At 59.5% G+C, this 25,243-nt stretch carries 22 protein-coding genes and 3 tRNA genes; 16 read left to right on the top strand and 9 right to left on the bottom strand.

What is annotated here, in order from left to right; all coding sequences use genetic code 11:
* Positions 1-101 precede the first annotated feature (101 nt).
* Genes pflB through WMQ00_RS05660 form a run of 5 tightly spaced genes read left to right on the top strand, consistent with a single transcriptional unit; the run spans position 102 to position 5,811 of the window.
* On the top strand, positions 102-2,189 hold the full coding sequence (pflB, locus tag WMQ00_RS05680) for a formate C-acetyltransferase (RefSeq protein WP_340440763.1): 2,088 nt from the start codon (positions 102-104) through the stop codon (positions 2,187-2,189).
* 40 nt (positions 2,190-2,229) lie between these two features.
* Positions 2,230-2,481, top strand: a complete 252-nt coding sequence (gene grcA2, locus WMQ00_RS05675) for an autonomous glycyl radical cofactor GrcA2 (protein ID WP_005323969.1) — start codon at positions 2,230-2,232, stop codon at positions 2,479-2,481.
* Between the two features lie 2 nt (positions 2,482-2,483).
* Positions 2,484-3,353 (top strand): pyruvate formate-lyase-activating protein, encoded by an 870-nt coding sequence (gene pflA / locus WMQ00_RS05670; RefSeq protein ID WP_200288696.1) that lies wholly within the window; start codon positions 2,484-2,486, stop codon positions 3,351-3,353.
* 11 nt (positions 3,354-3,364) lie between these two features.
* Positions 3,365-4,603 (top strand): alpha/beta fold hydrolase, encoded by a 1,239-nt coding sequence (locus WMQ00_RS05665; RefSeq protein ID WP_308767106.1) that lies wholly within the window; start codon positions 3,365-3,367, stop codon positions 4,601-4,603.
* Between the two features lie 59 nt (positions 4,604-4,662).
* Positions 4,663-5,811, top strand: a complete 1,149-nt coding sequence (locus WMQ00_RS05660; RefSeq protein ID WP_023020874.1) for an SPFH domain-containing protein — start codon at positions 4,663-4,665, stop codon at positions 5,809-5,811.
* A 131-nt stretch (positions 5,812-5,942) separates the two neighbouring features.
* On the opposite strand, the gene WMQ00_RS05655 is transcribed toward WMQ00_RS05660, so the two are convergent.
* The gene (locus WMQ00_RS05655) at positions 5,943-7,373 is read right to left on the bottom strand and encodes a peptide MFS transporter (protein WP_340440762.1); all 1,431 of its coding nucleotides are present in this window, start codon (positions 7,371-7,373) and stop codon (positions 5,943-5,945) included.
* Between the two features lie 43 nt (positions 7,374-7,416).
* Between WMQ00_RS05655 and WMQ00_RS05650 the strand changes: the two genes are divergently transcribed.
* The gene (locus tag WMQ00_RS05650; RefSeq protein ID WP_340440761.1) at positions 7,417-8,682 is read left to right on the top strand and encodes an adenosylmethionine--8-amino-7-oxononanoate transaminase; all 1,266 of its coding nucleotides are present in this window, start codon (positions 7,417-7,419) and stop codon (positions 8,680-8,682) included.
* Positions 8,679-9,338 carry a dethiobiotin synthase gene (gene bioD, locus WMQ00_RS05645; protein ID WP_239207939.1) on the top strand — a complete coding sequence of 220 codons (660 nt, stop codon included), beginning with the start codon at positions 8,679-8,681 and terminating at the stop codon, positions 9,336-9,338. The genes WMQ00_RS05650 and bioD overlap by 4 nt, the downstream gene beginning before the upstream one ends.
* 21 nt (positions 9,339-9,359) lie before the next feature.
* On the opposite strand, the gene WMQ00_RS05640 is transcribed toward bioD, so the two are convergent.
* Both WMQ00_RS05640 and bcp read right to left on the bottom strand, forming a co-directional pair.
* The gene (locus tag WMQ00_RS05640) at positions 9,360-10,346 is read right to left on the bottom strand and encodes an HNH endonuclease signature motif containing protein (RefSeq protein WP_200288702.1); all 987 of its coding nucleotides are present in this window, start codon (positions 10,344-10,346) and stop codon (positions 9,360-9,362) included.
* A gap of 258 nt (positions 10,347-10,604) precedes the next feature.
* Positions 10,605-11,072, bottom strand: coding sequence for a thioredoxin-dependent thiol peroxidase (gene bcp, locus WMQ00_RS05635; RefSeq protein WP_005327287.1), 468 nt, complete (start codon positions 11,070-11,072; stop codon positions 10,605-10,607).
* Positions 11,073-11,168: 96 nt separating this feature from the next.
* On the opposite strand from bcp, the gene WMQ00_RS05630 reads away from it, so the two are divergent.
* The 5 genes from WMQ00_RS05630 (at position 11,169) to WMQ00_RS05610 (ending at position 15,844) form a co-directional block, all read left to right on the top strand.
* Positions 11,169-11,447: a DUF3618 domain-containing protein gene (locus WMQ00_RS05630; RefSeq protein WP_005323988.1), complete on the top strand. Its 279-nt coding sequence runs from the start codon at positions 11,169-11,171 to the stop codon at positions 11,445-11,447.
* A 58-nt stretch (positions 11,448-11,505) separates the two neighbouring features.
* Positions 11,506-12,783 (top strand): glutaminase, encoded by a 1,278-nt coding sequence (locus WMQ00_RS05625; RefSeq protein ID WP_023020881.1) that lies wholly within the window; start codon positions 11,506-11,508, stop codon positions 12,781-12,783.
* A gap of 90 nt (positions 12,784-12,873) precedes the next feature.
* On the top strand, positions 12,874-14,037 hold the full coding sequence (locus WMQ00_RS05620) for an ABC transporter substrate-binding protein (protein WP_239207938.1): 1,164 nt from the start codon (positions 12,874-12,876) through the stop codon (positions 14,035-14,037).
* On the top strand, positions 14,037-15,092 hold the full coding sequence (locus tag WMQ00_RS05615) for a FecCD family ABC transporter permease (protein WP_340440760.1): 1,056 nt from the start codon (positions 14,037-14,039) through the stop codon (positions 15,090-15,092). The genes WMQ00_RS05620 and WMQ00_RS05615 overlap by 1 nt, the downstream gene beginning before the upstream one ends.
* Positions 15,083-15,844, top strand: a complete 762-nt coding sequence (locus WMQ00_RS05610) for an ABC transporter ATP-binding protein (protein WP_023020884.1) — start codon at positions 15,083-15,085, stop codon at positions 15,842-15,844. The genes WMQ00_RS05615 and WMQ00_RS05610 overlap by 10 nt, the downstream gene beginning before the upstream one ends.
* A gap of 178 nt (positions 15,845-16,022) precedes the next feature.
* Here the strand turns inward: WMQ00_RS05610 and WMQ00_RS05605 are convergent.
* Positions 16,023-16,095, bottom strand: a tRNA-Lys gene (locus WMQ00_RS05605).
* Positions 16,096-16,265: 170 nt separating this feature from the next.
* Between WMQ00_RS05605 and WMQ00_RS05600 the strand changes: the two genes are divergently transcribed.
* Both WMQ00_RS05600 and WMQ00_RS05595 read left to right on the top strand, forming a co-directional pair.
* On the top strand, positions 16,266-17,537 hold the full coding sequence (locus tag WMQ00_RS05600) for a L,D-transpeptidase (protein WP_396335057.1): 1,272 nt from the start codon (positions 16,266-16,268) through the stop codon (positions 17,535-17,537).
* Positions 17,538-17,566: 29 nt separating this feature from the next.
* Positions 17,567-18,523: an MsnO8 family LLM class oxidoreductase gene (locus tag WMQ00_RS05595; protein WP_200288705.1), complete on the top strand. Its 957-nt coding sequence runs from the start codon at positions 17,567-17,569 to the stop codon at positions 18,521-18,523.
* A 28-nt stretch (positions 18,524-18,551) separates the two neighbouring features.
* On the opposite strand, the gene WMQ00_RS05590 is transcribed toward WMQ00_RS05595, so the two are convergent.
* Positions 18,552-18,627, bottom strand: a tRNA-His gene (locus WMQ00_RS05590).
* A gap of 49 nt (positions 18,628-18,676) precedes the next feature.
* Positions 18,677-19,324, bottom strand: a complete 648-nt coding sequence (orn, locus tag WMQ00_RS05585) for an oligoribonuclease (RefSeq protein ID WP_200288706.1) — start codon at positions 19,322-19,324, stop codon at positions 18,677-18,679.
* A gap of 211 nt (positions 19,325-19,535) precedes the next feature.
* On the opposite strand from orn, the gene WMQ00_RS05580 reads away from it, so the two are divergent.
* On the top strand, positions 19,536-21,077 hold the full coding sequence (locus tag WMQ00_RS05580) for an alanine/glycine:cation symporter family protein (RefSeq protein WP_200288707.1): 1,542 nt from the start codon (positions 19,536-19,538) through the stop codon (positions 21,075-21,077).
* Here the strand turns inward: WMQ00_RS05580 and cmrA are convergent.
* The 3 genes from cmrA to WMQ00_RS05565 form a co-directional block, all read right to left on the bottom strand.
* Positions 21,074-21,874 (bottom strand): mycolate reductase, encoded by an 801-nt coding sequence (gene cmrA, locus WMQ00_RS05575; protein WP_200288708.1) that lies wholly within the window; start codon positions 21,872-21,874, stop codon positions 21,074-21,076. The genes WMQ00_RS05580 and cmrA overlap by 4 nt on opposite strands.
* A 94-nt stretch (positions 21,875-21,968) precedes the next feature.
* Positions 21,969-22,042 (bottom strand) — tRNA-Arg (locus WMQ00_RS05570).
* A gap of 39 nt (positions 22,043-22,081) precedes the next feature.
* Positions 22,082-22,999, bottom strand: coding sequence for a LysR family transcriptional regulator (locus WMQ00_RS05565; protein ID WP_023020890.1), 918 nt, complete (start codon positions 22,997-22,999; stop codon positions 22,082-22,084).
* A gap of 66 nt (positions 23,000-23,065) precedes the next feature.
* On the opposite strand from WMQ00_RS05565, the gene WMQ00_RS05560 reads away from it, so the two are divergent.
* Complete coding sequence (locus WMQ00_RS05560; RefSeq protein ID WP_200288709.1) at positions 23,066-25,117, top strand: cytochrome c oxidase assembly protein; 2,052 nt, start codon at positions 23,066-23,068, stop codon at positions 25,115-25,117.
* The last annotated feature ends 126 nt before the right edge of the window (positions 25,118-25,243 follow it).

Below are 25,243 nucleotides of genomic sequence, written 5' to 3'. Positions count from 1 at the left end.
ACCGCTGATGTAGTCAACAATTGAGGCCAGAGGGGCTTGGTGCTGTGGCTCGAAAAAGCGGCATTTACCCCTGATAGAAATTCGCCCGAAAGAAGGGAATTATGACTACCGCAACGCAGCCTCAACAGTTTGAAGCGTGGAAGGGATTTGAGTCCGGTCCATGGACCGAGGGCATCAACGTCCGCGACTTCATTCAGCGTAACTACACGCCGTACGACGGCGATTCCAGCTTCCTGGCGGGCCCGACCGAAAAGACCAAGCGCGTCTGGGAGACCCTGGAGAAGAACTACCTGTCCGTCGAGCGCGAAAAGCGCGTCTACGATGTTGACACCCACACCCCGACCGACATTGACGCTTTCCCGGCCGGCTATATCTCAGAGGACGACGACGTTATCGTCGGTCTGCAGACCGATACCCCGCTGAAGCGCGCCATGATGCCGTTCGGTGGCTGGCGCATGGTCAAGCAGGCCATCGCCGAAGCAGGCAAGGAAGTCGACCCTGAGGTGGAGAAGATCTTCACCCGCTACCGCAAGACCCACAACGATGCGGTCTTCGATATCTACACCCCGCGCATCCGCGCTGCTCGTTCATCACACATCATCACCGGTCTGCCGGATGCTTATGGCCGTGGCCGCATCATCGGTGACTACCGCCGCGTGGCTCTCTACGGTGTGGACTACCTGATCGAGGAAAAGCAGGCTTCCCGCGATTCCGTCGCAGACGCTGGCTTCTCTGAGCACTGGGCACGCTTCCGCGAGGAACACTCCGAGCAGATCAAGGCCCTGAAGAAGCTCAAGAAGATGGCTGAGTCCTACGGCTTCGACATCTCCAAGCCGGCTAAGACCGCTCACGAGGCAGTACAGTGGACCTACTTCGGCTACCTGGCATCCATTAAGTCCCAGGATGGCGCCGCAATGTCCATTGGCCGCCTGTCCGCCTTCTTCGATTGCTACTTCGAGCGCGACCTCGCCGCTGGCATCATCACCGAGGAAGACGCCCAGGAAATCATCGACTCCCTGGTTCTCAAGCTGCGCATCGTCCGCTTCCTGCGCACCATCGATTATGACCAGATCTTCTCCGGCGACCCGTACTGGGCAACCTGGTCTGATGCTGGCTTTGGCAACGACGGCCGCCACATGGTCACCAAGACCTCCTTCCGTCTGCTGCAGACCCTGGTTAACCTTGGCCCATCACCGGAGCCAAATATCACCATTTTCTGGGATCCGAAGCTGCCAGAAGGCTACAAGGAATTCTGTGCGCACATCTCGATCGAGACCTCGTCCATCCAGTACGAGTCTGACCGCCAGATTCGTGAGCAGTGGGGCGACGACGCCGCAATTGCCTGCTGTGTTTCCCCGATGGAAGTGGGCAAGCAGATGCAGTTCTTCGGCGCTCGTGTGAACGCCGCTAAGGCTCTGCTTTACGCCATCAACGGTGGCCGCGATGAGGTAACCGGCAAGCAGGTCGTAGAAGGCTACGAGCCCATCAAGGGCGATGGCCCGCTGGACTTCGATGAAGTTTGGCAGAAGTACGAAGAGATGCTGGACTGGGTTGTTGGCACCTATGTTGAGGCCCTCAACATCATCCACTACTCTCACGACAAGTACGCCTACGAGGCAGTCGAGATGGCGCTGCACGATTCCAATATCGTACGCTCCATGGGCTGCGGCATCGCCGGTCTGTCCATCGTCGCCGACTCCCTGGCTGCTATCAAGTACGCCAAGGTCACCCCGGTCCGTGACGAGACCGGCCTGATTACGGACTACGTCACCGAGGGCGAGTTCCCGTTCTATGGCAACGACGATGACCGCGCCGATGACATCGCCGCAACCATTGTCCACACCGTGATGGAAAAGATTAAGGCCATCCCGATGTACCGCAATGCCATCCCAACTCAGTCCGTGCTGACCATTACCTCGAACGTGGTCTACGGCAAGGCAACAGGCGCCTTCCCGTCGGGCCACAAGGCCGGCACGCCGTTCTCCCCAGGCGCTAACCCTGAAAACGGTGCCGACAGCCACGGCATGGTTGCTTCCATGCTGTCCGTTGGCAAGCTGGATTACAAGGACGCCTTGGACGGCATCTCGCTGACCAACACCATTACTCCTTCCGGATTGGGCCGCACCCCAGAAGAGCGCATCACTAACCTGGTGGGCGTTCTGGATGCCGGCTTCATCATGGAGAAGTAAAAACCACTCAACCCTCAACCATCTCGAAAAGGAGAAAATCATGGCAACCCCAACTTTCGAAGACCGTATGTCAGCAATGAAGGCAAACCGCGATGCACACCAGATGAACTCTGGTCTGTACCACGCCAACATCAACGTGCTGGACAAGTCCACCCTCGAGGACGCCGTTGAGCACCCAGAGAAGTACCCGAACCTCACCGTTCGCGTCTCTGGCTACGCTGTCAACTTTGTCAAGCTGACCAAGGAGCAGCAGCTCGACGTTATCTCCCGCACCTTCCACCAGGGTTCTTAATCATGGCTGATGGCGTTACTGGTGTTGTCACCCTCTCTCCGGAAGAAGGAGAGCGTGTCCGCGGCGTAGCTGCGGGCCTGGGAGATAATGCACAACTCGATGACATTACCCGCCCGGAGCTCATGGAGGCGCGCCGTACCGGCGATATCGCCCTCGTGCACTCTTGGGAGCTCGTGACCGCCGTCGATGGCCCGGGAACCCGCATGACGATGTTCATGTCCGGATGCCCACTGCGCTGCCAGTACTGCCATAATCCAGACACCTGGGAGATGAAGACCGGCACACTGGAGCGGGTCGAGGATGTGGTCAAGCGCATCAAGCGTTATAAGCCCATCTTCCAAGCTTCCGGTGGCGGTCTGACCATCTCCGGTGGCGAACCCCTCTTCCAGATTTCCTTCACGCGCCGCGTGCTTAAGGAAGTCCACGATGCGGGTATTCACACCACCATCGATACGGCTGGGTACTTGGGCTCGCGCTTGCGGGACGAGGACCTAGACAATATCGACCTCGTGCTTCTCGACGTCAAGTCGGGCGACGAGGAGACTTACCGCAAGGTCACCCAACGCCAGCTCCAGCCAACACTGGATTTCGGCGACAGGTTGAACAAGATAGGTAAGCCGGTATGGATCCGCTTCGTAGCGGTGCCTGACCTCACGGACTCGCCAGAGAACGTGGAAAATGTGGCCAATATCGTGGCGCGTTGGAAATCTAACGTCGAACGCGTCGAGGTCTTGCCCTTCCACAATATGGGCAAAGACAAGTGGGAAGGTCTAGATATGACCTACCAGTTGGCAGACACGAAGCCACCAAAGCCGGAGGACGTGGAGAAAATCCGCGACGTCTTCCGCTCGAAGGGCTTGGAAGTCTACTAGCCTGGGAGGGCATGACCGACTACCGCCGCTTTGGCCACACAATTAAAGAGCACCACCTAGAAGTCCCGTGGGATTATTCCAATCCCCACGGGACTTTTGGGCTTTATGCCCGCGAAATCATCCCGCCCAGCGGAGAGGGCCTGCCCGCGTTGCTTTACCTCCAGGGCGGGCCTGGTTTCCCAGCACCCCGGCCGCTGACACCCACGGGGCTTATTGGCAAGGCACTGGAGCGGTACCGCGTGATCCTCATGGACCAGCGCGGCACCGGCCGATCGCACCGCATCGATGCACTGAGCCCGGCCGCGGAGCGCACCGCAGCGCACTTGGCGTTGCTGCGCCAAGATAATATCGTCCGCGACGCCGAACGTTTGCGCGAACACCTCGGCCTGGAGAAGTGGTCGCTATTCGGCCAATCCTTCGGCGGCTTTTGCATTACCGCCTACCTGTCCCAGGCCCCCGAACACGTCGAGCATGCATTTTTCACCGGTGGCATCCCCACGCTGAAGGGTGCAGACGATCTATACCGCGCCACTTTTAGCAAGCTCAAGGCTCGCCAGCAGCGTTTCTACCGCGAATTCCCGTGGGCCCAGGACAGCATTGAGGAGATCATCTCCCACTTGGACAATTCGGATGAGCGCCTTCCCACCGGAGAGCGTCTGTCCTCGCTGCGGTTTCGCACCATCGGTATTGAGCTCGGCCGCGGCACCGGTTTTGATTCGCTGGCTTATCTGCTGGAAGAGCCTTTCCGCACCGTGGCAGGGGAGAAGCGGCTGCGCGGCGATTTCTTGGTGGACGTCGGCCAGCGCGTGAGCTTTGCAGACGGCCCGCTGTATGCCGCTATCCATGAGTCAATCTATGGCGGCGCCGGTGGGCAGGCCGTTACTCATTGGGCGGCGCATCGTGTGCGCGAGGAATTCCCGGAGTTTGCGGAGTCCGGCACGTGGTTGACTGGCGAGCATATCTTTCCCTGGCAGTTCGACGAGGACCCTGCTCTGCACGCGTTTGCCGACGCCGCCCACGGCCTCGCCCGCCACGAATTCTCCCCGCCCTATGCGCTCGGTGAGGTGCCGACCACGGCCGCGGCCATATATGTCGATGATATTTTCGTTCCGCTCGAAGAATCCTTGGCTACCGCCGCCCACCTGGGGGACCTGCGGCCGTGGATTAGCAACGAGTTCCAGCACAACGGCATTCGCGAAGACGGTGCGACCATCCTGGGCAGGCTTTTTGCGCTTATCGACGATCACTAGCGTTTCGCTATTTCCTATGCGAAAATATTGGTGATTGTCACGACATTTAGGGAGATATTTTGATCGCCACCATAGTTATAGTCCTCATCCTGTTGCTTATCTTGGGAACCCTCTTTGATGGCTATTTCATCGTTCGCACTCGCGAAGCTGCCATCTTGGAGCGCTTGGGTAAATTCCAAAAGGTGGCGCATGCTGGCCTGCACTTCAAGATGCCGTGGGTAGACCGCGTACGCGATAAAATTTCGCTGCAGGTGCGCCAGCTGGATGTGATGGTGGAGACCAAGACCAAGGACAATGTCTTCGTCCAGATCCCTGTGGCCGTGCAATACGAGGTAGTTGAAGGCCGAGAGCGCGAGGCATATTACATGCTCTCCAACCACGAACAGCAGATTGTGGCCTACGTGCAGGATAATGTTCGCTCCTCCGTGGCGAATATGGACCTGGATGATTCCTTCTCCTCCAAGGACACCATTGCTCGCAATGTTGCGGCTTCCCTGCGCGATAATATGGCCGAGTACGGCTGGAACTTTGTCAACACCCTGGTTACCGATATCCGCCCCGATTCCCGCGTACGCGAGTCCATGAACTCCATTAACGCGGCGCAGCGTGAGCGTGAAGCGGCCGTCGCCCAAGCAGAGGCCGAGAAGATCCGCGTGGTCAAAGAGGCCGAGGGTGCTGCCGAAGCAAAGAAGCTGCAGGGACGCGGCGTTGCGGACCAGCGCAAGGAAATCGTCGAGGGCATTGCCCAGCAATACGAAATGCTTCGCGACGCCGGCGTGGAAGAATCCCCCGAGGCGCTCATGCTGGTCTCTCAATACCTCGACGCGATGGTCGATGTCTCCCACAACGGCCAGGCCTCTGTGCTGTACATGCCCTCCAACCCGCAGGGCATGGGTGACCTCTTTAGCGGCATGCGCGACGTGCTCATGGCCAACCGCGCCCTCGACTCCGCCGAGGGGGCGCCTCAGCACCGCCGCCCGCAGCCGCACAAGCCATCCCGCGCCGAGGAAATCGAGCGCGAGTCCAAGCATCAGGCAGAGCGTGCCAAGCGCGAAGCCATCGCTGCCTCCCAGCGTGCTGAGCAGGAGCGCTCCGAGCAAAATCGCGGTGAGCAAGAGTCGCAGCAGGGTCAGCACCCCACCGCGCAGCCCCAGGCTGCCCGCGAGTACTTCCAGCAGCTGCGCGACCAACTCAAAAACGAGGACTAGCCCTGAGCATCGATAACCTCTTTGACGCCTATACCGCCCAGCGCGGTATTACCCGCCGCGCAGAAGTTGTACCCGACCACGAGTGCCAGATTTTCCCCGCCGAGACCAGGGCTGCCTCACAAGTCGATGCCTTAAACGCTGCCCGAAGCCTCGTTCACGACGTCCTTTCTTCCGACCAAGAGCATGAGCCCCAGCGCGACGGGGACAATTCCGACAACAAGTAGGTAGGTCCGCTCCGCACCCGCCGAGGAAGGGTCATACAGCGTCGACAGCGTTCCCGCTAGCGAGGTTCCAATGGCCATGGTGAGGAAATACAGCGCGGAAAAGCGCGTCGCGTACGCTCGCGGCGCGTGCGCGGCCGATGCCGCCATGCCCACCGGCCCGATAAATAGCTCGCCGAGCGACATCAACAAGATGGTCACGGCCAACACCACAAATGGCGTTGAATTTTCTCCGCCCCCGACGAATGGCAACAGCACAAACATTCCGGAACCTGCCACCATGATGCCTACGGCCATCAGCACACGCCGCGAGCATGCCCACCGAGACATGCTCGCCGCCAGCGGTAGGGACAATGCCAGGATGAACAGTGGATTGAGCGATTGCGTCCATGCCGCCGGAATCTCAAACCCGCCGACCATGCGGTCTACACGTTGATCCGAGTACACGGCTAGCACCCCGTAAATCTGCGGCTGGAGAGTCCAGTAGGCCGTCGAGCAGAAAAAGAGCGGGATATACGCCAGAACCTGCTTCCGCTCCGGCACGCTGACCCGCGGGGATCGCAGCATGCTGGCGAAGAGAGCGAGGGCGGCCGCGATCGTCGCAAAGAGCAAAAGCATGGCGAGCTTGTCTGGTGGGACCGTCACCGCGACCGCGACGCTGCCCACTACAGCCACCACAGCTACCGCCGCGGCCTTGCCTGGCGCGGCAGTAGGGTTGGGAGGCCGGGTGTCGAACTCCGTGACTACCCGCTGGCGCAATAACCCGTAGAAGACACACCCGCAGCACATGAGGCCTGCGGCTGCGAGGAAACCGGCATGGTAGCCGTGCTTTTGTGCCAGCCAGCCCGTGAGCATCGGTCCGAGTAAAGCGCCAATATTTATCCCCAGGTAAAAGATTTGAAAAGCCCCATCCCGTGCGCCGGCTGTGGGAGGAAAAGCCGCGCCCAGAATGGTAATTGCCGCCGTTTTAAGCAGCCCTGAACCCAGCGCAAGCGGCAACAGTCCGGCCACGAGGCCCGCCATACCAGGCACGAAGGACAGCGAAAGGTGCCCGCACATGAGCAGACTCGCGCCGGCAAGCAACGTGCGTTCGGCACCTAGGAGCCGGTCGCTGACCCACCCGCCCACGAACGTGCACAGGTAGAGCAGACTGCCGTAGGCACCGACGAGCGCCGTGGCCTGCGCCTGGTCCATGCCGAGTCCGCCGGAGGTGGAATAGAGGTAGTAGGCGAGGATGGCCTGCATGCCGTAGAAGCTAAAGCGCTCCCACATTTCAATTCCGGCGATAGCCGGCAAAGCCACCGGTAAACGCCGAATTGAACGATGTTTAATAATTGTCATAAAAGCACTATAACGGCCGAAAGTCTGTGATAAACCTAAAATCATGGATATTTCAGCGGAGGACATTGCCGCTCTCGACGCACGCCACATTTGGCATCCCTACGCCGAGCCAGGCGAGCCCACGCTTGTGGTGGACTCGGCCGCCGGCGTTTATTTAACACTCGCAGATGGCACCACGCTTATCGACGCCATGTCTTCCTGGTGGGCCGCCGCCCACGGCCACCCGCGGCTCAAGGCGGCAGCGAACGAACAAATCGAGAGGGTGAGCCACGTCATGTTCGGCGGACTCACCCACGAACCGGCTGCGCGGCTTACTCGTAACCTCATGGAATTAACGCGTGGTAATTTTGAGCAGGTCTTTTATTCCGATTCCGGATCTGTATCGGTAGAAGTAGCCATCAAAATGGCACTGCAGTATGCCCGTGGCGCAGGGCACCCAGAGCGCTCCAAGATGTTGACGTGGAGGTCGGGGTATCATGGCGATACCTTCGCGGCGATGAGCGTGTGCGATCCCGAAGGCGGCATGCACTCGATGTGGACCGGTACCTTAGCGCAGCAGATTTTTGCCCCGGCGCCGCCTACTCGCGGGGCTAGCCCGGCCGAGCGCGCGAACTATCTGCGCGAGCTGGAAGCGTGCATCACGGAAGAAGTTGCGGGGCTAATTATTGAACCTGTAGTCCAAGGCGCGGGTGGCATGCGCTTTCACGACCACGAGCTGGTCCGCGGGGCCCGAGAAATCTGCGACCGCCACGGTATCGTGCTCATCGCGGACGAAATCGCCACCGGGTTCGGCCGCACAGGTGAACTCTTTGCCACCCAAGCCGCTGGCGTTGTGCCAGATATCATGTGCGTTGGCAAGGCGATGACCGGCGGTTTTATGACCATGGCTGCCACGCTCGCCACCGCGAAGGTGGCCGAGGGGATGAGTCCGCGCGCGCTGATGCACGGACCAACATTTATGGCTAATCCACTCGCTTGTGCCGTTTCGGCCGAGGCAACTGCGCTCATTTTGGAGGGCAATTGGCGCGAGCAGGTAGCCGGCATCGAAAAGCAGCTGCAACGAGGGTTTGAGGGCCTGTCCGAGGAACCTGGGGTAGCCGACGTGCGCGTACTTGGCGCCATAGGTGTGGTGGAAATGGAATGCGATGTAAATATGTCCGCAGCGACGGCCGCAGCCGTAGCCCAAGGTGTGTGGTTACGTCCGTTCGGCCGGTTGATTTATATCATGCCGCCGTTTATCAGCACCGCAGATGAAATAGCGCAAATGTGCCGCGGCGTGCGCGCTGCGGTGGCAGGAGGACGACAGTGATAATTTACGTGACGGGGACGAATACTGACGTCGGTAAGACTGTGGCCACGGCCGCGCTCGCCAGCGCGTTCAAGCAACGCGGCCGCGAGGTCATCTACGCCAAACCGCTGCAGACGGGAGAGCCGGAGGGGAAGGGGGATGCGGCGACCGTCGGCAAGCTGGCGGGGGTGGAGGTAGCAGAGATGGTGCGCTTTCCGGAGCCACTGGCGCCGAATCTTTCTGCGCGCCGGGCCGGCATGGGCCAACCCAGCCTGCAGGAACTTAAAGAATGGATTGCCGCCCTTGACGCACCCGGCCGTGTGGTGCTCGTGGAAGGCGCCGGCGGGCTCCTCGTGCGTTTAACGGACGCCTATACGCTTGCCGACGTCGCCGATAAGCTCCTCATCGTCACCTCCCTTAACCTAGGAAGCCTCAACGCGGCCGAGCTGACCGTGCGCGAGGCACAACGCCGTGGAATTGAGGTGCTCGGGCTAGTTGGCGGCTCGCTGCCGGCCGATCCGGACTTGGCTACGCGCCTGAACCTGGAGGAGATGCCGGAGGTGACAGGCTGTACGTTGTGGGGCAGCCTGCCGGAGGGCATGGCGCGCATGGCACCGGCCGAATTCGCGCGGGTAGCCGCGGAAGTCTACGCGGACTTTGTCGAGCACGCCGAGTAGCGCTACCTCGCAGAGGCAGCGCTAGCGGACCCAACGAACCTTGCCATTGACTCGGGCAAGGCGTCCACGCAGCGGCGGGGCATTCGGATCATCTTGGTTGACCCCGTTGTGATACGGGCAGCACACGGTGAGGTTGTCCATATTGGTCAGTCCTCCGTGCTTCCAAGCCTTCAGGTGATGGATCTGGGCCTTGTCCGCCGGGTGGTTGCACGGCGGCCACGGGCAGGTAGGGTTTTCGGCCGCGGCCATCTGCCGCTGTTTCTCGGTGGCGTAGCGCGAGGTGCGATACAGGTTGACGGGGCCTTTAACGGGATGGATAAGGGTGGCTAGTCCGTGCTCGGTGAAAGTACGCTCGACCAACTCGGCACCGGTAATGGTGGCGCCATTAGTCAGCCGCAGGGTGACTTCTTCACCGTCGCCGTCCAAGATGCGGTCCAGCGCGTTGAGCGGGATGATGACGTTGGTTGTGGTGCGCGCGGAAGGGGCGCCCGAGCCGCGAAGGAGATCGCGCAGGGAATCGAGTGGGCGCGCGGGGTCGAGCGCGGCGTCAAACTCCGCGAGGAAGGCAGAGGGGGCGGTAATCCGCATGGTCCAGGGGCCATTCGGGCGGCGAAGGAGCTGCACCCCTTCGCGGGGCGGCGAGCGGCGCGGGCGGAGGTCGCGGAGGCGTTGCTTGGCGCGGCGGGCGATTTCAGAGGCGGGGCCTCGCAGGCGGCACAGCTCTACCCGCAAGTTCCACGCATCGCGCTGTGTGCGCACGCGGGAGACATATTTTTCAATCAGCTTGAGCGTTATGAGGTCATGGTGGCGAGCGGCCGTGGTGGCGTGGCGTTGCTTCCGGCTGAAGCGCGTTGGGCCGAAATAAACCGCGGCAAGCGCGCGGACGTCGCGGGCTTCTACATCGGGTAGACCCAGCTCGATGAGGGCGCGCTCAGACATGCCGCGGGCCTCGGCGAGGATATCCATCGCCGAGGCTATGTGGGAGGCATAAGCCTTCAGTGCGCTCATGGCCGCAACTCTAAACAGGACTGGCAGTAGAGCTGAGTCGTAGACGGCCGCAGCTGTGGATAGCTTGTTTAAGTGTCAACTGCCTGCGGTGGGCGGAAGTGGCACAAAGGCGCGAAACGAGCGCGCTTTAGATCGCTACCACCGTGCTAGAAAGGCCCCCGGATCGCGCGCAGTTGCGCAATTGCACCGTACGGCCAGGCTGTGGATAAGGAGACCGGCCCGGTCAATGCGTTCGTCACTGCGCTGGACGACGCCGCGCTAGCTTAGGCCCTTCATCACGCGGGCGACGTGGCCGGTGGCCTTGACATTGTAGTGCGTCTGGCCGATGGTGCCGTCCGGCTCGACCAAGAAGGTGGAGCGGATGACGCCCTGGACGACCTTGCCGTAATTCTTCTTCTCGCCAAAGGCACCGTAGGCGGTCATAACGGACTTATCCGGATCCGACAGGAGCGGGAAGTTCAGCTCATGGTCCGCGCGGAATTTTGCCAGCGCCTCTGGCTTATCGGGCGAGATGCCTACGACGGCAATATTGAGATCATTGAGCTGCTCCAAGGAATCACGGAAATCGCAGGCCTCCTTGGTGCAGCCCGGGGTATTGGCGCGGGGGTAGAAATAGACGAGTACGCGTTGGCCTGCGTAATCGGCGAGGGAAACGGTGTTTCCGGCGTCGTCGGCGAGCGCAAAGGCAGGGGCGGTATCTCCAACGTTCAATCGGTTTTCAGTCATGGTTCCCACCATACTTACCGGCCGGGCTGCACGCTTTTGCACCGGCGGGGTAGAATGATCCCGTTAAGAGCGAACCTAAGTTAAGAGGAGAACTTCGTGGCACGCAATATTGAAGACATTCAACGCGATATCGAGCGCACTCGCCGCCAGCTGGCCGGCACCCTGGACGAGCTTGCGCAGCGCAGCAAGCCGCAGAACTTTGCCAACGAGGCCAAGACCGCGGCTACCGATAAGCTGCAGGACCGCAACGTGCAGATGGCCCTTGGCGGCGTCGGCGCCGCTGTGGTTGGACTAATTGCTTTCTCAGTCTTCCGCTCTCGCCGCCGCAAGAGCGACTTGAAGGAGCTGCAGCGCCTGCTGTCCGAGCGCCACTAATTACTAATTAAGGAAGTCCCCGCACACCGCGGGGACTTTTTTCGTAGGCTGGGTTGGGATGAAGACACCAATCCCTTTTTATTTGCAGGAAATCCTCAATAAGGTGCGCGATAATCGCGACGGCACCGTGGCGGATTATATTCCGGAGTTGGCTAAGGCGCAGCCCGAGTACCTCGGCGCCGCGATGTGCACCACCACCGGCCACGTATATTCCGCGGGCGATGATGAGGTGGAATTTACCCTGCAATCCCTGTCTAAACCGTTTGTTTACGCACTGGCGCTGCAGGAGCTCGGCCTTTCCGCGGTGCGCGAGATAGTGGGCATGGAGCCTTCGGGGGAGGCTTTCAATGAGCTTTCGCTCAACCGTGATGACCACCGGCCGGTCAACCCCATGATCAATGCGGGCGCGATTGCGGTCACGCAGTTGATTAATGGCGTGGATTCGGAGCCGGCCGCGCGCGTGGAGCGACTGCGCACCTATTTCTCCCGGTTGGCAGGCCGCGACTTGCTTATCGACGACGCCATGCGCTCCTCCGAGCTCGATGTCAGCGAACGCAACCTTTCGCTAGCGCACATGCTGCGCAATTACGACATCATCCAGGACGAAGCGCACGATGCGGTCTCGACGTATATCGAGCAGTGCTCGATTGTGGTGACGGTGCGGGACTTGGCAGTGATGTCGGCAACCTTGGCCAATGGTGGGGTGCAGCCGGTAACGGGAGACAAGATTTTGGATGCGGACGTGTGCCGACTGACGCTGTCAGTGATGAGCTCGGCCGGCATGTATGACGGCGCCGGCCGGTGGATGGCCGAGGTGGGAATCCCGGCGAAGTCGGGTGTTTCAGGTGGCCTCTTGGGTACTCTGCCTGGCCAGCTGGGTGTGGCGACGTTCTCGCCGCGGCTGAACAAGGAGGGCAACTCGGTGCGCGGGGTGGATGCGTTTAAGTTGTTGTCGAAGGATATGGGCCTGCACCTAATGTCTACGGATGAGCGCTATGGCGTGAACCCAGTGCGCAAGGTGGAGCAGGATGCCGAGCTGACCGTCATCTATCTGCAGGGCCTGATTAACTTCAACGCGGCCGAGACCATCTTGTACGAGCTGATGGAGTCGGATTTTGGCGAAGGCACGGTGGTGCTCGAGCTATCGCATATCACCGGTACGAACCGCATGGGCCGGCGCATGCTGAAAGAGGGGCTGCGCCGAATTCGCGAGTCCGGCTTCGATATTGCGATTGTGGATCCGGATGGAGAGTTGGAAAACCGCACCATGGCGGACGGAACTGAGGTGCCCAAGGGAGAGCCGGAAGACTACACGATCAACGGCGAACCCGTTTAGGTTTGGGTTACCTTACTTAGTCAGGTTAGGATGTCCTATGTAAGGCCCATCGCGGCTGCTGCGAGGGCATCCAACAACCAAGGACTAAAAATGGCTCATACCCCCTTCAAGGTGATGGCGGTTGTGGCGGCATCGGCAACCGCACTCGTCGGCTGTGGCGCAGCTGAGGAAGTAACTGGCGGCTCCAGTGGCGATGCCGAGTTCTCCTTCACCGATATCACCGGCCGTGACGTGGAACTGGATAACGCTCCCGATCGCGTGATTTTGGGGGAGGGCCGATCGATTTTTGCCACCGGTGTACTCGACCCCGATAATCCACTGGACAAGGTCGTTGGCATCGGTACGGATCTCAAGCAGAACGTGCCGGATTACTACGCGGCGCTGGAAAAAGAACTGCCGTCCGTAAACGAGGTTCCAGAGATCGGCGGCTTTGCCAAGGGCGATGTCACCGTAGAAAAACTCGTGAGCCTAGACCCGGACCTCATTGTGCTCTCGCTGGATCAATACGATGCCTCCCGCGAAGCTGGCCTGACCGACAAGATGGACCAGGCTGGTTTGAAGTATGCGGTCACCGACTTCCGCCGCGACCCGCTGGAGAATACGCCTAAGACTATGGACATCTTCGGCGAGATCTTCGGCCAAGAGGAGCGCGCTGAGGAATTCAACGCGGACTGGCAAGAGACGGTGGATCTGGTTGAAGACCGCGCAGAGAAGGTAAAAGATAAACCAAAGACCTTCGTTTGGAGAGCAGCAGGTGTCTCCGATTGCTGCGGTTCGTGGAACGATTCCAATATCTCCCAGCTGGTCAACGCGGCCGGCGGCGAGAATATCGGCGATAAAGTCATTCCGGGCGAGTCCGGCACGATCACTCCGGAAAAGGTCCTTGAATCTGACCCGGACATGGTTATTGCCACCGGTGGCGATTGGTCCGAGATGAAGGACGATGAGGGCCACCCAGTCGGCTATGCGGCAGTCGGTTATGGCATTGATGAAAAGGAAGCCAAGGGCAGCGTCGCCAAGCTGCCGGGCAAGCAGGCCGGCTTCGATAAGCTGCGTGCAGTCAAGGAACACCACCTGCACAGCATGTGGCACCAGTTCTATGATTCGCCGTTTAATTACCTGGCGCTGCTGCAGGTCGCGGAGTGGATTGACCCGGAGGCGTATGCCGATATGGACGTCGCCAAGCAGTGGATGGATGCGCAAGAAAAGTACTCGCCGGTTTCCGGCGAGGGAACCTTCTTTAGCACCAACTAATGGAGGGCGCAGAGGTAGCCGCGCTGGCGCGGCAGCACAAGAAATTAACGTGGCAACGCATCGGCATTGTTGTGGGCCTGACCCTGATCGCAGCCGTGGCTTTTATTATCAGCAACTTCGTGGGTGCGATCGATATCAGCCCGGGCGAGGTCATGAAGGGCATCGTGAATCCCGCGGGGCTGGATGACCAGACGCGCACGGTGCTGTGGCAGCTGCGCCTGCCCATGGCCGTGATGGCCGTGCTCATCGGCATGGCCCTGTCTTTGGCTGGCGCGGAGATGCAGACCATCCTTAATAACCCGCTAGCCGAGCCGTTCACGCTGGGCATTTCGGCGGCCGCCGCGTTTGGCGGCGCCAGCTCCATCGTGCTCAAATGGCAGCTGATTGCGCAGCCGCAGTTCAATCTCGCGTTGGTGGCGTGGCTTTCGGCCGCGGTAGCCACCGCGATCATCGTGATTGCGGCTGTTATTCGCGGCGCTAAAGCGGAAACTATGGTGCTGCTGGGCATCGGCTTGGTGTTCTTCTTCCAAGCCATGCTGGCGCTTATCCAATACCGGTCTTCGGCCGAGGCGCTGCAGCAGATTGTCTATTGGTCCATGGGTTCTCTGACTCGCGCCAACTGGGCGGCCAATGGCGTGCTGGCGGCCGTGCTCATTATCGCCCTGCCTATCCTGTGGGTGCTGGGCTGGCGCCTGACGGCCTTGCGGCTTGGCGACGCCCGCGCTACCGCCATGGGCATCAATACCTCGCGCCTGCGCGTAGTGGTGCTTATCGTGGTCTCGCTGGTCGCGGCGACGACCGTGGCCTTCGCAGGCATCATCGGCTTCATTGGCTTGGTGGGCCCGCACATCGCCCGCATGCTGGTAGGCGAGGACCAGCGTTACTTCCTGCCGGCCTCCATGGCGGCGGGTGCAGCCGTGATGTGTGCAGCGCATGCGGTGAGCCTGATGATTAAACCAGGCTTGGCTATTCCTATTGGCATCGTTACTTCGCTGCTGGGCGTGCCATTCTTCATTGCTATCGTCATGACCCGAAGGAGGGCACTGTGGACGTAGAACTGACTATTTCCGGCCTGAGTGCGGCCTATGGCAAGCATCGCGTGCTGGAGTCCGTGGATGTGGAAAAGCTCCACGGCGGGCAGCTAGTTGGCCTTTTGGGGCCGAATGCCTCTGGCAAGACAACGCTTATTAAGTCCCTAGCCGGCGTGCACCGCGGCTGTGACGGCGAGGTGGATTTCCGCGTCGATGGCACGGCCCCGCGCGGCAAGCGACGCCGCCAGCTTATCGGCTACGTGCCGCAGGACCTTACGAGCACGGCCGCGCTGCGGGCCTTTGAAGCCGTGCTGATTTCCGCGCGCCGGGAGGCCTGCGAAGACCCGATTACACGCACGGGTGAGGTACTGCACTCCTTGGGGCTGGATGCGATTGCTTCGCGCTACCTCAATGAGCTCTCTGGTGGCCAGCGTCAGCTTGTGGCGGTGGCACAGATGCTGGTGGGAAATCCAGGCCTCATGCTTCTCGACGAACCCACGTCCGCCCTCGACCTCCATCACCAGATCTTTGTCTTGGATGAGGTCCGTGCCAAAGCACAGCGCGATGGCAGCCTGGGCCTTGTGGCCATCCATGACATCAACCTGGCCGCGCGCATGTGTGACCAGCTGGTGGTGCTTAAAAAGGGTCATATTCGTGCTCAAGGTAGCCCTGCGGACGTTCTCACGGGGGAGCTCGTGGAGGGCGTGTATGGGGTAGAGGCGGACGTCGTCCAGCATGGCGGCGCTCCACTCATTGCCCCGTTGCGGGTGAGATAGCACAAGGCCGGGTAATCGCCCGGCCTATTTTTATTAGTTTTAGTGGTGAGCCATCAGGCATCTGGTTTCTTGGCGCCGTGAGCACATAAGTCATGTGCGGCGCGGTGACAAGGACTGGCTCATAAAAAGAAAAATCTCGAGGTGCCGTTCTAAGAACAACGCCTCGAGATTCGTATTGTGCGCCATCAGGGAATCGAACCCCGAACCCACTGATTAAGAGTCAGTTGCTCTGCCAATTGAGCTAATGGCGCATTGTTGACTTCCTGCCGTGTGGCTCTCTGTGCAACGAGTAGATACTCTAGCAGCCATTCTTTAAAAGTGTAAAATCGCCTGGTCAAAGCGGTTTTTAAAGGGTGTATAACAAATTGGTTAATGCCTGAAGTGGCTTCTGGTAATTGGCGGAGGGAGACGCTAATCTATGTTGGTCTTTGAAAGCAGCAATTACGTGTCTAAGGGCAACTCAGTGAAAAATTCCCTCCCTATCGCGCGCCGTCTCGTAGCGGCCGTGGGCGTTGCGTGCATTTCCCTAGCCGCCGCCTCCTGCTCCTCTGATTCCTCAGCCGAGAATCAGGCTGCCGACCAAGAATCCACCGCCGCCGCACATGCGGATGGAGACAAGGACGGCGGCAAAGAGTCCGACAAAAAGAAAGACGGCCTTGTAGCCTCCGTAAAGGACGGGGCGACGGATGTAGATCCGTCCAAGCCTGTCACCGTGGAGACCACGGGCAAGCTCAAGAGCGTCACCATGACCAATGAAATGGGCGTGGAAGTTAAAGAAAAGCTCTCTAAAGACGCCAAGACGTGGTCTACTGCGGAGGACTTGGGCTATAACCACACTTATTCCATCGTGGCCTCCGATGTAGATGGCAACAAGAAGAGCCTCAGTTTTTCCACCCCGCAAGCAGCGGGTGTTGCCGAAGTCTCGCTTTCCCCTATCCCGGATTCTGAAGTCGGCGTCGGTCAGGTTATTGGGGTGAATTTCGGTGTGCCAATTACGGACCGGAAGGCGGCTGAAAAGACCATTACTGTGAGCACTAACCCCAAGGTGGAAGGCGCTTTCCACTGGGTCAATAACCAGGAGGTGCGCTGGCGTCCGAAGGATTACTGGGAGCCGGGCACTAAGGTTGAAGTAAAGGTGGACCAGTATGGCAAGGACCTAGGTGGGGGAATCTATGGCGGTGAAAACGCCAAGACGAATTTCACCATCGGTGACCGCACGGTGGCCATTATTGATAACGCCACCAAGACGATGAAGGTCTTTAAGAATAAGAAGTTCTTGCGTGCCATCCCGGTCTCGCTGGGCCGCGATTATCAGTACGATACGCCCAATGGCCGCTACGTTATCGGCGATGAGCACCCGCAGCTAGTCATGGACTCGGAGACCTTTGGCCTAGCCCATGACGCGGGCGGCTACCGCACGACCGTGGACTGGGCTACGCAAATGTCTTATTCCGGCATCTATGTCCACTCCGCTCCGTGGTCCGTGTGGGCGCAGGGCAATACCAATACGTCCCACGGTTGCGTCAACGTGACGCCGGAGGCTGCGCAGTGGTTCCAGGAGACGATGAAGCGTGGCGACGTGGTGCGGGTATTCAACACCTACGGCGAGACGCTTAATGCGTTGGACGGTCTCGGTGACTGGAATATGTCCTGGGACGAGTGGTCTAAAGGTAACACGGACGCTAATCAGTAGCGGCTAGGGGCCGCGCAAGGCACAAGCGCATGGCTACAGTGGTGGCCATGCGCTTTTCTGTTTTGGACCGCGGGGCAGCCGGCCCACTGGATCAGGTGGCCGAACACGCCCGGCACGTAGAGAAGTTAGGGTTTCAGCGCTTTCTAGTGGCCGAACATCACGGTGTGCCGGGAATACCAGCGGGGCAGCCGGGGATGCTCGCGGCGCACGTTGCGGCACAGACGCAGCGCATTCGGGTGGGCACGGCCGGCATTATGTTGCTCAATCACCCGCCGTTTCTGGTGGCCGAGCAGATTAATCTCCTCGAGGCGCTGTATCCCGGGCGCATTGATATAGGGATTGGCTCCTCCGTCGGGTTTACCGCGCCGGTGCGAAAGGCGCTGCGCCAGGGGGAGCCGGCCGAGGTGAAGCAGCGCTTCGAGACGGAGCTAGCCACGCTCTTGCGCTACCTGCGCGGCGAAGAGGCGGTGACGGTCAGGCCTGAGTATAGGGGCACCCCGCTCTATGTTTTGGCGGGCTTTCGCTCGGCAATGGTGGCGGCAAAGTTGGGACTTGGTGTCATTCTGGGCGGTCCTGTAGCCACGCAGGAGGCCGCTGCGCGAGTGTATCGCGAACATGCGCTTGCCGACGCCCCGCCTATTATCTCTTCGCTCAATATCGCCGTTGCCGAGACGTCCGCGGCCGCCCGTGATCTCTTGTTGCCGGAAGCCTATGCGAAGGTGCGAGCGCAATCGACCGGCGAGTTCGCGACCTTGCGGCCGGCGGGCGAGCTGGACATGGATGCCCTCACGGGGCAGCAGCGACGGCGCATTGAGGAGGCGTTGGCCCATGACGTTTGGGGAACGGTGGAGGAAGTGAGGGAGGAACTAAGGGGCGTCGGCAAGCGGCTAGGCGTTAGTGAGTTTGTGGTCACCGGAGATATGCCAGATGTTGCTGGCCGGGCTCGTTCGGAGGAGCTGCTGGCGAGCATGCAGGTAGAAAACTGAAAAAGCCCGAGCGCGAGGCTCGGGCACTTGGGGTGGCTGACGGGACTCGAACCCGCGACACCCAGGATCACAACCTGGTGCTCTACCAGCTGAACTACAGCCACCATCGCTGCGTGAAAGCAACGAGATATAGGTTAACTCACGCCGCCTAAATTACAAAAACGCCTGGTAATCTGCGGTAGTTTCGGCCTTAATCTGCTCCGCCTCGGGGGAGGTGGGGCCCTCATCGGTGCGGAAGACGCTGCGGCGGTAGAAGTCTAGCTCGCGGATGGATTCGATGATGTCCTGCAGTGCGCGGTGGGCCATGCCTTTATCGGGCTGGTTGAAATAGGCGCGCGGGTGCCAGCGGCGGGCAAGCTCCTTGATGGTGGACACGTCGATCATGCGGTAGTGCAGGGCACTATCAAGCCGTGGCATATAGGTGCGGATGAACGTGCGATCGGTCGCAATGGAATTGCCGGCCAGGGGAGCGGGGTGCTCCGGATCGCAGTACTCGTTGATGAGCGCAAGTACGGCATCTTCGGCCTCGCCGATGGAGGTGGTGGACTCGCGGATTTCTTTATCCAACCCGGAATTGGCATGCATCTCGGTGACGAAGGAATCCATCTGTGCCAGCTCCTCCTCGGTGGCGTGGACGACCAGATCGATGCCCTCTCCCAGGATGTTGAGATTGCCATCGGTGATGACGGCGGCGACCTCGACGATGACATGGCGCTCGGGGTCCAGGCCGGTCATTTCCAAATCGATCCAAACGAGGCGGTCGTGCTTTGCGGCAATGTCGGAATGTGGCATGCAGCCCATTCTACTCCCGCCTCCTTTTACCCCTAGATGGGGTACGGGCGGGGTTGTTCTGGAGGGGTGATTGCCACTGGGGAGGGCGGCCTTCCCGCGAGTGTGTTTCCATCCTGCATAAAAATAATTGGTGATTTGCCTCATATACTAGTGTGAGTTAGGGCATACTCTGGGTTATCGCTCTTCATTCGGGAGGTGCGACAGACTTAGGAGAGACCAGATGGCAAACTTCCTCGATGCCCTCAATACCGTAATTTGGTCCCCCGTCTTGGTGTTTTTATGCCTCGGCGCGGGTATTTATTTCACCGTGGTGACACGCGTTTTGCAGGTGCGCTGCATTCCGGACATGCTCAAGCAGATCGTCAACGGAGAAAAATCCGCAGACGGCGTTTCTTCCTTCCAGTCCTTGATGGTTTCGTTATCTGGCCGCGTGGGTGTGGGTAATATCGCCGGCGTGGCCACGGCCATTGCCTTCGGTGGACCTGGTGCCGTGTTCTGGATGTGGGCCGTAGCGCTACTCGGCTCGTCCACCTCGTTTATCGAATGTACGTTGGCCCAGATCTACAAGGAAAAGGACCAAGACACCGGCGAATACCGCGGAGGGCCTGCGTACTACATCGAGAAGGCCTACAAGCACACTAAAGCCGCACCCTTCATGGTGGTCTACGGAATCGTCTTTGCCGTCGCTATGATCCTGGCAACCAGCTACTTCCTTCCCGCAATTCAGGCCAACGCGGTAGCTGCTGCGGCCGATACCGCGTGGGGTGTGAACTCTACCTGGGCGGCCGTTGTCCTGGCGGGCATTTTGGCCATCATCATTATCGGTGGTGTTAAGCGTATTGCGAACTTCGCCACCATCGTCGTGCCATTTATGGCGGTTATCTACATTGTGATTTCTGTGGTGGTCATGTGCATGAACTTCTCGCAGATTCCAGAGGTCTTCGGGCTTATCTTCAAATCTGCTTTCAATATGGAAGCCGGCTTCTCCGGCATGCTCGGCGCGGCCATCATGTGGGGTGTAAAGCGCGGCATCTACTCCAATGAAGCCGGTCAAGGCACCGGTCCGCAGTCCGCTGCAGCCGCTGAGGTTTCCCACCCAGCTAAGCAGGGCTTCGTGCAGTCCTTTGCGGTCTACGTCGATACGCTCTTTGTCTGTTCGGCTACCGCGTTCATGATCATTTCTACGGATATGTACACCGTCTTCCGCGGTAGCTCCGAGGATGGTGAAGTGGTCTACCACGGTTCGCTGCCAGAAGGCGTTGAGGTGGGGCCTGGCTACGTGCAGTCCGGTCTCGATAGCGTCTTTGCAGGATGGGGACCCACCTTCATCGCGGTCTCCATTGCCTTTTTCGCCTTTACGACGGTCCTAGCGTACTACTACATGTCCGAGGTTAACCTGACCTATTTCAACCGGTGGGTACGCTCCCGCGCTGTCCGCCGTGGCCTGATTTGGGTGCTGCGCGCGCTGATTATTGTCTCCGTCATCGTCGGTGCTACCACCAGTCCGGGGGCGGCGTGGGCGCTCGGTGATATCGGCGTTGGCACGACGGCATGGCTTAATATCATTGCCATCCTCTTCCTCCAGGTTCCTGCCATCAAGGCACTCAAAGACTATGAGAAGCAGAAGAAGGCTGGCAAAGATCCGCAGTTCGACCCGGAGGCCTTGGGAATCAAGAATGCAGACTTCTGGGTAGAGCGCAAGCGAGCACGCGGCGAGGACAGCGTGCTCAAAAACAAGGATCTAGAAGACGCCGGGGCTTAGCCCATCTTGGCGTAGAAGCTGCCCACCAGCGGTGCAATTACCGGGGTGGGCAGCACTTGGCTGAGGGTATTCATAGCCTTCGACAAGGGCCCTGGCACCACGCGGCGCTGGTTGCGGCGCATCGCTGCAATTGTTTCTTGGGAGCAAGACTCATAGGTGGTCCACAAAAAATCTGGAACTACCTTGTCCACGATTGATTGGTCTTCTTCGGCGATGGTGGCCTCGCGCACGGGGCCGGGGGCAAGCAGGGTGCAAGAGACCCCGGTGCCCTTCAGCTCGTAGTGCAGGGCCTCTGTAAACGCATTAACGCCGGCCTTGGTGAAGACATAAGTGGCGTTATTGGGGATGGGGATATTGCCCGCGGCAGAGCCGACATTGCAAATGGCGCCGCTGCGGCGCGGCAGCATCCGCTCCAAGGCAGCCCGCGTAAGACGGTGGACGGCAGTGCCGTTCAGCTCAAACTGGGTTGTCTCATAGGACCAGTCCTGGTCCATGAAGGGGCCGAAGCTGGCGATGCCGGCGGAATTAACCAGGATCGACACCTCGTGGGTGGCGATGGTGTCGGTTACGCGGGCGACGTCGTCAGCCACGGCGAGATCCGCCGGTAGGGCGATGGCGTCAATATTGTGGCGCTGCTCGAGCTCCGTAGCGATGGACTCCAGTAACTCGCGGCGGCGGGCCACGAGGATGACGTTATAACCCAGGGCAGCGAAATCCTGTGCCATGGCTTTGCCAATGCCTTGGCTGGCTCCCGTGACGAGGGCATAGGAGGTGCGGGAGGGGGCGGGAAGTGACATGGTTATTCCTTTCCGGGGTGGGGCATGGTGAGACCTAGCGTAAACAAAAAGCCTTGAAGCGGCGAGAAACTCGGCGCCTCAAGGCTTCACACGGTGCCCCCAGCAGGATTCGAACCCGCGACACATGGGGTAGAAACCCACTGCTCTAATCCACTGAGCTATGGGGGCTTATGACCCACTTATAGTAGCCCACGACGGCGGGGAAACCTAAGCCAGGGTGCGCTGCGGGGCGCGCAGGATGTCCACCAAGTCTTGGGCGGCAGCGGTCAGCTCGCGATCCGTGCGGTAGGCCACGATGGCGTAGTAGTGCGGCAGCTCATCGGAAATTGGGCGGTTGATAATGCCCTGTGGCTGCACAGCAGGTGCGCAATTGGGCACGATACTTACGCCTAGGCCACTGGAGACCATGGGAATGGCGCTATTGAGGCTGGCTACCTCCTGGGTCCTTTCTGGCTTGAGGCCAGGGCGGCTATTCCACAGGTCGCTATAGAATTCTGCTAGCTCAGGAAGCTCGCGGCTGCGCGGCGGAATGAGCCAGGTTTCGCCGCGCAGGTCCGCGAGCGAGACGGGAGACTCAAGCCCTGCAAGGCGTTGGGGTAGGGCGACGGAGTAATCAAACGTGGCCACCTGGTGGATGGTGAGCTCGTGGGCGTAGCGGCGGAGGAAGGCTTTCGGGTCGGATGTCGGCAAAAGCGCTAGGTCTACCTGGCCATCCAGCAGGCGTTTGATGGCGGTGGCCGGCGCGGCGTCGTCCAGCGAGATAGTGGCAGTGGGGTAAATCCGCTTCAGTTCGGCCAGGGCGGAAGGGGTAAATTCCCAGTTCAAAATGGGGGCGGAGGCGAGGGAAACGGTGCTGGCCTTGTCGCCGGTGATTTCGCTGATATGGCGCTGGGTTTCGTTCAGTAAAGCGTCAACCTTGACGGCCGTTTCATAGACATAATCGCCGGCCTCCGTGGTGGAGACGCCGGAGCGCCCGCGCGAAAGGAGCTGGGCATTAAGTTCCTTTTCTAGCTTTCGTATGGAAAGGCTCAGGGACGGCTGGGTCATGTCGAGGGACTCGGCAGCGTGCGTGAAAGAGCCATTGTCTACAACGGCGCGAAAATAAAGAAGTTGACGGGTGTCCATAAGCTCCATCATGGCACATGTAAAGACAAAATGTGTGTTAGGTGGGGAACTAGGTTGCGCTATACAATGCGCACTATGGCAAATGAGCAGGTTAACAGTGTAAATAAGGCGGGGAAGAAACCTCGTTCTTCCTGGGGAATTTATGTCGCAGCGATGCTTATTGCCGGCTTGATCGCTGGTTTCATTTCCCTGTTTCTCCTCGCCGATTCCCTAGCGGCCCTGGGAATTCCGGACCCCGGCCGCATTACCACCTTTGGCCTGCCGCTCTTTCGCGGCTTGGCTTGGATACTCATGGCTTTGTCCATCGGCTCGTTCCTCGCCTCGTCGTTCCTCATTGCTCCGCGTGGAGACAACGCTGCGCTTATCGACGCCCCCTTGTCCGTCGATGGCCACATCGCCACGCGCACAGGTACCTGGGCTTCCTTTGGTGTGGCGGCCGTGGGGCTAGTGGAAATTCCGCTCATTATGTCCGATCTCACCGGAGCGCCATTTTTTCAGGTATTTGAACCTTCCACTATGAAGATGGCGTTGACGGAAATTTCTACCACCATTGTGTGGGGAATCTCCGTACTCATCGCCCTTGTCGTGGGCGTTCTTGGCCTGTGCGGTCGCGGCTGGTCGATGCAGCCGGTGCTGCTTTTCTTGTCCATCTTGCAGGTTGTGCCCATCGGCATGGAAGGCCATTCCGCGGCTGGTGGTGACCACGACTATGGCACCAATTCGCTCCTGTGGCACTTGGTCTTTGTCATGCTGTGGGTAGGCGGGCTCATGGCGCTAATCGCCCATGGGCGGCGCCTTGGCCCCAATCTCGCCTTTGCGGTAAAGCGTTACTCTGGCATTGCCTTCATGGCCATTGTGGTGCTGGCAGTATCGGGCTTGATCAACACCCTCATCCGCATGAATATCTCCGATTTGGTGGATTCTGCCTACGGCATCATCTTGATCACTAAGTTCGTACTCACGATTTTGCTGGGAATCTTCGGCCTTGCTCACCGCGAGCTCACCATCCCGCAGCTGGGCAAGGATCCGCGCCTTTTTATCCGTATCGCCATTGTGGAAGTAGCGGTTATGGCCGGCACCATTGGCGTGGCCATTACGCTGGGGCGCACCGTGCCCCCAGCGCCGCGCGATCCGAACCTCAACTCGATGCAGATTTTGATGGGCTATGAGCTCTTTGAAAAGCCCACGGTGCTCAATGTGTGGACCATGTTCCGCTTTGACATCATGTTCGGCACCATTGGCCTGCTCTTGGCCGCGGCGTATGGCTACTGCGTCTACCGCGTGCATAAGCGTGGCCTGACGTGGAATAAGGGACGTACTGCATGGTTTATGAGCGGCGCGTTGGGTATGACCCTCGTGATGTCTACCGGCCTGGGACTTTATATGCCAGCGATGTACTCGATGCACATGTTGGTACATATGATTTTGTCGATGGCGGTACCGCTTCTGCTCGTCCTTGGTGCGCCACTGACCCTGCTTATGGAGGCCTTTGAGCCTGGGCCAAAGGGTCAGCCGAGCCTGCATGACTATGCGCTGGCGGCCACCCAATCTAAGGTCGTCGCGTTTATTACCAATCCGTTTGTCAATCTCGTGCAGTACCTATTTTTCCTGTACGTGTTGTATTTGTTCCCGAGCCTGTATCAATTTGCCATCTCGGAACACGCAGGCCACCTCATTATGAACTTTGCGTTCATCGTTTCTGGCTGCTTCTACTTTTGGGAAATCATCGGGCCGGACCCGCTTCCCAATCGTCGATCTACCCCATTCCGCTTGGCCGTGCTATTCCTTTCCATGCCGTTCCACCTTTTTGCTGGTGTATATCTCATGCAGCTGCAAAGCGTGCTGGGTGCCGACTTCTATCAGTATTTGGACCTGCCGTGGGATCAGGATCTGCTCCAAGATCAACGCGTGGGCGGCGGCATTGCGTGGGGCTTTGGCCAGTTCCCGCTGGTCATCGTCTTTGGCAAGCTCTTCCTGGATTGGCTGGGCGATGACCGTGCTACCGCCCGCCGCCATGATATGCAGGCGGATGCGGACGATGATGCCGAATTGGAACGCTATAACGCGATGCTGCAGGATATGGGACACGGCGATGAATCGAGCTTCCGCGGGCGCTAGCCTGTGGATAACCGTTTAAAAATCTCCCCAAACTCTGTCCTTCGTTGACGGATACAACAAGTTATTCACAGGGTTGGGGTCGCCGGCATGGTGTGGCTTGTGCGCGGGCATCAGGATGTGCAAACG

The organism is Corynebacterium sp. KPL2825 (assembly GCF_037908445.1).
GTDB lineage: Bacteria > Actinomycetota > Actinomycetes > Mycobacteriales > Mycobacteriaceae > Corynebacterium > Corynebacterium kefirresidentii.
This window is presented reverse-complemented; position numbering and strand designations above follow the sequence as displayed.